5 protein-coding genes are annotated in these 7330 nt (G+C 28.0%); 3 read left to right on the forward strand and 2 right to left on the reverse strand.

The window, feature by feature from the left end:
• Positions 1–15: 15 nt before the first annotated feature.
• A complete protein-coding gene (locus ACX6CF_RS17245; protein WP_458786601.1) occupies positions 16–1578 on the reverse strand; it encodes a response regulator transcription factor in 1563 nt (520 codons plus the stop codon).
• 1 nt (position 1579) lies between these two features.
• On the reverse strand, positions 1580–3385 hold the full coding sequence (locus ACX6CF_RS17250; protein ID WP_458786602.1) for a sensor histidine kinase: 1806 nt from the start codon (positions 3383–3385) through the stop codon (positions 1580–1582).
• Between the two features lie 488 nt (positions 3386–3873).
• Between ACX6CF_RS17250 and ACX6CF_RS17255 the strand changes: the two genes are divergently transcribed.
• The 3 genes from ACX6CF_RS17255 to ACX6CF_RS17265 all read left to right on the forward strand — a co-directional run bounded on the left by ACX6CF_RS17255 (position 3874) and on the right by ACX6CF_RS17265 (position 7289).
• Entirely contained in the window at positions 3874–4794 is a 921-nt protein-coding gene (locus ACX6CF_RS17255) for an ABC transporter permease (protein ID WP_458786605.1), read from the forward strand.
• Between the two features lie 14 nt (positions 4795–4808).
• On the forward strand, positions 4809–5723 hold the full coding sequence (locus tag ACX6CF_RS17260) for a carbohydrate ABC transporter permease (protein WP_458786603.1): 915 nt from the start codon (positions 4809–4811) through the stop codon (positions 5721–5723).
• Between the two features lie 72 nt (positions 5724–5795).
• A complete protein-coding gene (locus tag ACX6CF_RS17265; protein WP_458786604.1) occupies positions 5796–7289 on the forward strand; it encodes an ABC transporter substrate-binding protein in 1494 nt (497 codons plus the stop codon).
• Positions 7290–7330 lie beyond the last annotated feature (41 nt).

The following is a 7330-nucleotide window of genomic DNA, read 5'->3' on the forward strand; positions in this document are numbered from 1 at the left end:
CCCCCTTTGCTAATCTTATTTTAAGGTCTTATAATCAGTAGGAGAGACACCTGTATATTTTTTGAAAATCCTATAGAAGTAGTTAGGATCTATATAACCAACTTTTTTAGCTATCTGAGCTGTTTTAAGATTAGATTCCAATAGATATTCTTTAGCTTTATCAATTCTATAATTATTTAAGTAATTAGGAAAAGAAACACCGGTTTCCTTTTTGAATAGCTGACCTAAGTAAGTTGTATTAATATTAAACTTAAAACTTAGAGTTTTCAAAGAGAGCTCTTTACTATAATTTTTATGAATGTATTTTAGTATTTGATATACTACTGGACTAGTGGAGTTTTCTTTCTCATTAAGCCTATCTATTATAAAGATAAATAGGTCTTTTAATGTTTCTTTTAATATTCCCAAGTCATTTATATTATGGATATTAGATAATAGATTAGATTGATGATTAATAATTTCATTCTGAAATAAAACAAATTGACTGCTCATGGATTTATATAATGTCAATAAGATTTTTAAAACAATCATTTTAAGATGTTCTGGAGTTATTCCAGGTATATTAATGACTTCATCAAAAAGTTCGTCTATATAGTTAAATAATTCCTCTTTATTTTTAGATACCAGGGAAGATGCAATGAAGGTATGATCTATTGATATTAGGTTTTCAACTTTTAATTTATTATCATCTAGTATATCGTTACATATGACTTTTTTACTAGTATATATCAGAAAATACTCAAAAAGTTTTCTTGCAGTCTTATAACTTTTAGATAGCACTTTATAAGATATAACTGTTGGTCCTAGAGTTATATGTACTTTTACGTTAAGTGAAGTTATATTATCATATATATTATTAAGAATATTTAATATATATGATTCTCTATCATGGAATTCTTCATGAGTGAATATTAATACAAAATTACCATACATGTCTTCAAAGGACATTATTTTAGTATCTGATTTTATATAGTTATAACAGATGTTATATATCTTAGATACTTGAGTGTTTATATTGTTATCCAACGTAATATTAATTATTGCTACACTATAACATGAACTATCAGTAATGATTTGAAGCATATCTGCCCTATTTTGAAGTTCTTCTGAAGTGATTGAATCATTAACCCATCTAGATAAGATATTGCCTCTTAATATATGCCATTCACTATTATCAGGTGTAAAAACAACCTTGGATGTTGCTGTATCTAGATTAATAACTGTTTCTTCTAGTGTTGAGGTCAATTCTTCTGTATTAACTGGTTTTGTTAGATAGTTTTCTATTCCAAGTTTAATACCTTCTTTAACATATTCAAAATCATTATATCCACTTAGTATCAAACATTTACAGTTAGGATTGAGGGTTTTGGCTTCAGCAATAAGTTCCAGACCTTGCATTTTTGGCATTTTAATATCAGTAATCAAAATATCTACATGAGTAAATTTCATGAAATCAAGGGCATCCCTACCATTGTAAGCTTTACCAACAACTGTTAAGTTTAATTTAGCCCAATCTATTAATACTTCAAGTCCGTCAACAATAAAAGGTTCATCATCAACTAATAAAACGTTATACATATTATAAATCTCCTTTCTTTCTTGCAGGTATATGAATTGTCACTTTTGTTCCGATATTTTTATGAGATGAAATTTTTAGTCCATAAGAATCACCATATACGATTCGTAATCGCTCGTGAACATTAAATATCCCTATGCTTGTAGGCTGTATTTTATTTTCAAGAGCTAATTTAATATTTTCTAAATCGTTTTCCTCTATACCGCATCCATTATCCTTTATTTCAATATAGATATCTTTATTTTTGAAATAGCTATTTATGGTAATGCTATTGTTTGATGCATCTAAGTTTATTCCATGAACAATATAATTTTCTACAATTGGTTGTAGTGATAATTTAACTATGCTGTATGACAGCATTGATTCATCAATATTAACATTCACAGTTAATTTATTGTTATATCTGATTTGAAAGAGTTTTAAATATAATTTACAGTGTTCTATTTCTTTTTCAATAGTAGTAACAGTTTCGGTTTTTAATGAATTCCTGAAGAATGTAGCAAGTATATATATCATTTCACTAACATCAATTGCGCCACTAACTGCTGCTCTCATTCTAATTGATTCCAAAGTGTTATATAAAAAGTGAGGATTAATTTGTGCTTGAAGAGATTTTAATTCAGCACTTTTTTGTTTAACTTGATATACATATACTTTTTCTATATAATTATCAAGGTCGTCGCACATCCGATTAAAATTATTGGCAATTGCTGCTAACTCATCTTTTTTGTTTTCTGTTTTAATTCTTGCAGATAAATCACCATTACGCACTTTTTTTATCGCTGATGTTATTTTACGCAAACGGTTTGAATATGATGCAGTAAATAAAATGGACAAACCAATAATAGCTATTATACATATTATAGTAACTAACAAAATCAACAAAATTGTGGGTCTGATATAGTTAAGTATGATTTTTTGGGGTATAATACCTAAAATAACTGTATCTGCGTCAGTATTCTTGATGGACTTAACATATGTGGAGTTGATTAATTCATATTTAAGAGTCGAATTTCTAATTATGTTAGGATCAATATTTTCTTGATTGTATTTATTGGAGGAATCAAATACTACATTATTATTACTAGTTAGTATTAAGACATGTCCAGGATTAATGCTATTTGAATTAGTTGTTATATTACTGTAAATACTGTTGCTGTTATAATTTATGATTATCTTTCCTACTGGTCTTAATGAAATTGGATTCTGAATAGTTAATATATAGCTGAAAATACTGGATTCGGGATTATCTTCAGAAAAACCTGTTTTAAATATTACTTTTTCATTCAAGGGATAATCACTTAATATTTCTTGGTAACTATTAAATACTTCTGTATCGCTATTATAATACTTTGATTGTGTACTATCGTTAAACGTATAAACAAAGTCATTTTTTATACTATATAACATTATGCTATCTATATCCTGATCTTGTAATATTGAAGTTTCTAAATATGCATTAAGTTTAGCAAAATGAGATATATTATTATCAAAATAGCTTTTTATTGAATAAGTATAAAACTCAGGATAGCCAATTTCTAGAAAAGCTAACACTGAATCAACATAAGAGTTATTAACATATAGATTGTTTAATATGTTTTGTGAAGTATTGTATTTTGAAGTTAAAGTATAATAAGTTTCATCAATCAATTGTGAATTAGCATTTTTGATTTCTTTGGTTTTATTATCATTAATTATATATATAGATAAACAGGATAAACATGTAAGAAAAATAATTGCAATAAGTGAATAAAAAGTTATGATTTTTATAAAAAGTTGGTTTTTTATATTAGAAATCCATTTTGTCAATTTTGTAACACATCCAATCGTGAATAAACGTTTCTAGTTGATTATGTTTATATTATAATATAGAATTACTTTTTAGTCCATCAATAATGTAAGATATAACTAACCGGAAAAAAATATATAAAAAAAATCTAGTAAATATAAATAATTTATAGTAGATTTGTAATATTTGCAGTAAAAGAGTATTAGTAAAAACTAATATTTGTATAATATCTATAAGATTTGCAAACGAACAAGAAATATGCATATAAACGGCAATCAATGTTGATAAACTGCTAACTTATTGCTATGAAATCAAATGAATTCCTAGGTAAATATAAGTAAAACATATAATAATATCTTATAAAGTGATATTTTTATAGTAAAACTAAACAATTTAAACTAGAGAATATTAAGTGTAGCTTATATAATATACATACGTTAGCGATAAAATAGACAGGTAGGTGATAAAGGTAGTGAAAGATTTAACTAACAATAAAACTACTTTTAAAATGACAAGCAACATTAAAAGAAATTTTGCTTTATTATTAATGATTTTACCAGGGGCAATATGGTTGATTATATTTAAGTATTTGCCGATGTTTGGAGTTGTTATTGCATTTAAAGATTTTAGATATTTTCCTGGTGGCTTCATTAACAGTTTATTAAAAAGTGATTGGGTCGGTTTTGATAATTTTAAGTTTCTATTTAGTTCCAGTGATGCATTTATAATAGTTAGAAATACAATAGGTTATAATGCGATATTTATACTTACTGGAACAATTCTTTCTGTAGCATTTGCAATCATGCTTAATGAAATGACTAGAAAAAAATTAAGTAAAGTATATCAGACAAGCATGTTTTTTCCATATTTCTTATCTTGGGTAATTGTTTCATATTTTGTATATATCTTCTTAAGTTTAGACAAAGGAATAATTAATAATATTTTAGTTTCTTTAGGTATGGACAAGGTATCTTGGTATTCTGAGCCAGGAAAATGGCCTTTACTATTAATATTTATTAATAACTGGAAAAATCTTGGATATAGTATAGTCTTTTATTTAGCAGCAATCTGTGGTATTGATAAGGCATACTATGAAGCTGCAATGTTGGATGGAGCTACAAAGTGGCAACAGATTAAACACATTACTTTACCACATTTAAAACCAATGATTATTACACTAACAATTTTAGCTATTGGAAGAATATTTAGTGCTGATTTCGGACTTTTCTTTAATGTACCAAAAGAATCAGGACCTCTATTCCCTGTAACAAATGTTATAGATACATATGTCTATAGAGGTTTGATAAAATCAGGTGATGTGGGTATGAGTACAGCAGCAGGTCTATTCCAATCAGCGGTTGGATTCATATTGATTATGATTACAAATGGTATCGTTAAAAAAGTAGATAAAGAAAACGCAATATTCTAGTGGAGGTGAAGAAAATGGCTAAAAATAAAAGTAAAGGAAGTTTCCATAATATTTCTAGAAAATCAGATACAATTATAACAATATTTTTTGGTTTGTTTTCACTGATGTGTATTGTGCCATTCATAACAGTTATAATGTCATCTATAACAGATGAAGCAGTTCTGAGAGTTAATGGATACTCTTTATTTCCAGCAAAATTTGATTTTGCTGCTTATGAATATATTTTCAAAACAGGTACACAAATCATAAAATCATTTGGTGTATCCGTATTTATAACAGTAGTTGGTACTATTATTAGTGTTACAGTTACAGCGTTCTATGCTTATGCATTATCTAGGAAGTGTTTTAGATATAAGAGTTTCTTCAATTACATGGCATTTTTTACTATGCTTTTTAGTGGTGGACTTGTTCCAACTTATCTAGTTGTAACAAGGGTTATGAAACTTCAAAATACTATATGGGCCCTTGTTTTACCATTAACGCTAAATGCTTTTTATGTTATAGTTATGAGAACATTTTTTAGAACTAGTGTACCAGATTCCATGATTGAAGCATCACAAATTGATGGTGCTGGTGAGTTCAGAACGTTTTTCAAGATAGTATTACCTATATCATTACCTTCTGTTGCAACGATTGCTTTATTTACAACTTTAGGATATTGGAATGATTGGTTTAATGCATTATTATATATTGATTCTGCCAAAGTGACTCCTATACAATACTTATTGATGAAGATTGAGAAACAAATGCAGTTCCTTATTCAAAATGCGAATAACATGGGTATGAGTAAACAAGAAATCAACGAGCTACCTTCTGAAACATTGAGAATGGCAATTGTAGTTATATCAACAGTTCCTATAGCTTGTGCATATCCTTTTTTTCAAAAGTATTTCATACAAGGACTTACAGTAGGTTCAGTAAAAGGTTAATATAAGTGTATTAATTGCTATTATCAGCAATTTAATATAGAATTAAATTTCAATTCAAAGGGAGGAAATATAATGTTTAAAAAAAGTTTAGTTTTAGTTTTAGCATTAATGCTAGCTATATCAACAATGTTAGTAGGATGTGGAGAAAAGAAAGATGATAATTCAAAAGATACTACTAATTCAGGTTCAGACGATAAGAAAGAAAAGCCAGTTAATCTGACTTGGTATACAATAGGAACACCTCAAAAGGATGAAGCTCTTATTGAAGAAGAATTAAATAAATATTTACTTGAAAAAATAAATGCTACAGTTGATATCAAGATGTTTGACTGGGCTGAATACAATCAAAAAATGCAAGTTAAGATTGCTTCAGGAGAAAACTTTGACATAATGTTTTCATGTTCTTGGGCTAATGACTTTGCTTCAAATGTATCTAAGGGTGCATTACTTCCACTTGATGATTTAATAAGCGAGTATGGAACAGGAATTAGAGATAACCTACATTCATTATTCTTAGAAGGTGCAACTATTGATGGTAAAATCTATGGATTACCTACTAATAAGGAATTAGGATGGCAGGCAATGTGGATTATCAATAAAGATTTAGCTGATAAATATTCTATTGATACTAGTAAAATAACTACTTTAGAAAGTTTAGAGCCATATTTACAAATCATTAAAGATAATGAGCCAGACATAGTGCCATTAACACTTGATAAGCAAAGTGCTCCATATGTTCCTAATATAGATGATTTCTTAGGATCTAATTTACCATTTGGTATAAAGCTTGATGATGATTCAAAGATTGTTAACACATATGAAACTGAAGAAGCAATGGAAATATTCAAGACAATGCACAGATATTATGAAAAGGGATTCATTCATCCAGATGCAGCAATTAATACAGTTGGAGATTTTAACAAATCAGGAAACTATTTTATAGCAAAAGCACATTATCAACCATATGCAGAAATGATATGGCATGATGGAGATTTCAGTATGTCAGAGATAGCAATTATGCCTGTACATGAGCCTTATGCAAATAATAGTTCAACTCGTGGTGCTATGCAAGGTATTTCAGTTACTTCTGAGTATCCAGAAAAAGCAATGGAATTCTTGAATCTATTATATACTGATGATTATGTAGTTAATCTAATTGATTACGGTATTGAAGGAACTCATTATAATAAAGTTGATGATCAACATATTACTAAGACTGAGCAAGGTAAAAAATCATATACGTTCCCAGGATTTTCTATCGGTAACTTATTCAACACTTATTCAATAGAAGGTACACCAGATGATAAATGGGAAAAATTCGAAGAATTCAATAACTCATGTATCAATGCACCTTCATTAGGATTTACTCCTGACTTATCAAAAGTTAAGACTACAATGTCAGCTGTTACTAATGTAGCTGAAGAAGTAAATTCATCTCTTTATTTAGGTGTAGTTGATCCTACTGAATATGTTCCAAAAGCTGTAGAGAAATTAAAAGATGCAGGAATAGATAAAGTAATTGAAGAACTTCAAAAGCAATATGATGAGTGGCGTGCAAATAAGTAAGATTAATATAAATTTAATACTAAAAGGGGCTGACAGCCCCT

This window comes from Vallitalea sediminicola (assembly GCF_054408565.1).

What these genes read in the sequence shown, in the direction of transcription:
- ACX6CF_RS17255 (WP_458786605.1), top strand. Translation starts at nt 3,874, where the DNA reads ATGACAAGCAACATTAAAAGAAATTTTGCTTTATTATTAATGATTTTA.
- ACX6CF_RS17260 (WP_458786603.1), top strand. Translation starts at nt 4,809, where the DNA reads ATGGCTAAAAATAAAAGTAAAGGAAGTTTCCATAATATTTCTAGAAAA.
- ACX6CF_RS17265 (WP_458786604.1), top strand. Translation starts at nt 5,796, where the DNA reads ATGTTTAAAAAAAGTTTAGTTTTAGTTTTAGCATTAATGCTAGCTATA.
- ACX6CF_RS17245 (WP_458786601.1), bottom strand. Translation starts at nt 1,578, where the DNA reads ATGTATAACGTTTTATTAGTTGATGATGAACCTTTTATTGTTGACGGA.